The 1,335-nt window shown below is 56.4% G+C and carries 2 protein-coding genes; one reads left to right on the top strand and one right to left on the bottom strand.

Going from position 1 to position 1,335, the window contains the following annotated elements; all coding sequences use genetic code 11:
• Positions 1-957: HNH endonuclease signature motif containing protein (locus HMPREF2993_RS07005; protein WP_070701689.1), on the top strand; the 957-nt coding region annotated here is incomplete at its 5' end.
• Between the two features lie 159 nt (positions 958-1,116).
• Here HMPREF2993_RS07005 and HMPREF2993_RS07000 read toward each other — a convergent pair.
• Positions 1,117-1,335: transposase (locus HMPREF2993_RS07000; protein ID WP_141758274.1), on the bottom strand; the 219-nt coding region annotated here is incomplete at its 5' end.

Genomic DNA, 1,335 nt, shown 5'->3' with positions numbered 1-1,335 from the left:
TACTTCGGCCCCACCCGCTTTACCGGCAAACAACGCAAAGCCCGTGCGTCCGCACTCACCCAACGCCACAGCCTGGGCACCCTCACACTCATTGAAACCTACGTTTCAAAAGTAAAGAAAACCCTCGACGCCTGGAACCTGAGAGTCAGACTTACCGCCACACCCGCACACCGCATCCCCACCGTCGCCGCCACACGCCTGAAAGAACTGCGTTCCAAACGCATAGCCAAACCAGGGGTGCGCATCACCTACCGCGCACAAGGCCCCAACACCCTTTCCATTACTGACGATGCCACTACGATTGCCAACATGCGCGGTGTCCTCGAATCCACCAACACCACCGACCTGCTTCAAGCCGCCAACGACGTCTTCTTCAAAGAGGGCACCGGTTCCAAGCCTGCGGTGCGTACCCAAGTCATCGTCACGTTAAACGAGTTGGACCAGATCATCAACGGCGACGGGGACGAAATAGAGCTCAACCTGACCAACGGTGGGCGCATGACAGGGGCCGAGTTCTTAACCCACAAGTTTGCCGAAATAGGCTACGCCACCATCGTTCACCCCATTGAAGGGCCCATTAACACCTGGCGGCTAGAACGAGGGGCAAACTTCAAACAGCGCCTTACCCTGCACGCTGAATTCCACACGTGTTCAAGACCTGGGTGTAATAAGCCAGCTGATTACTGCCAAATCCATCACCTCATCCCCTGGCAAGCAGGCGGCTACACCAACATTAAGAACCTGACCTTCCTGTGCGCCTACCACAACGGTATTAACGATGATGACCCTTTAAAACCCACCGGGCGCGGCTACATGTACCGGCTGAATACCGGGGTTAGTTTCATCCCACCCTGGGGAACACCGATAACCGCGATGCCCGAATACCAGGAAGCAGTCGCCAGACTCAACACCGAACAAGCAGGACAACCACCAGAGGAACCACCCGACAGCAGCTAACACCCACAGCCACCACACGCAGCAACGGCAGAAAGGAAACAGCTAACCACCAGTGACAACACTGCCACCCGCAGACCACATCAAGGCACGCGGGCATATCGGCGATCCTTGAGCACGATTCACGCGCTTCCCGCTGAGGGTTAAGCGGCCCTTCCGGTTTTAGAGTGCGTTGATTTTGTCCTGTAGTTGTCCGGAGTGGATTAGGCATCGCAAGATGTAGTGGTTGAGGTTTTTAAATCCTAGGGCGATGCCGCGTAGGTGTTCGAGTCTGCCGTTGATTGCCTCGACGGGGCCGTTGGATGCGCCGATATCAAAGTAGGCGAGCACGTCTTTGCGTCGACGCCATAGGGTGCGTCCCAGTTGGGCGAGCTCTTCTAA

Origin of the sequence: Corynebacterium sp. HMSC068G04 (assembly GCF_001814885.1) — a bacterium.
GTDB classification, from domain to species: domain Bacteria; phylum Actinomycetota; class Actinomycetes; order Mycobacteriales; family Mycobacteriaceae; genus Corynebacterium; species Corynebacterium hiratae.
The sequence above is the reverse complement of the archived record's forward strand: the minus strand, read 5'-3'. Positions and strand labels throughout refer to the sequence as shown.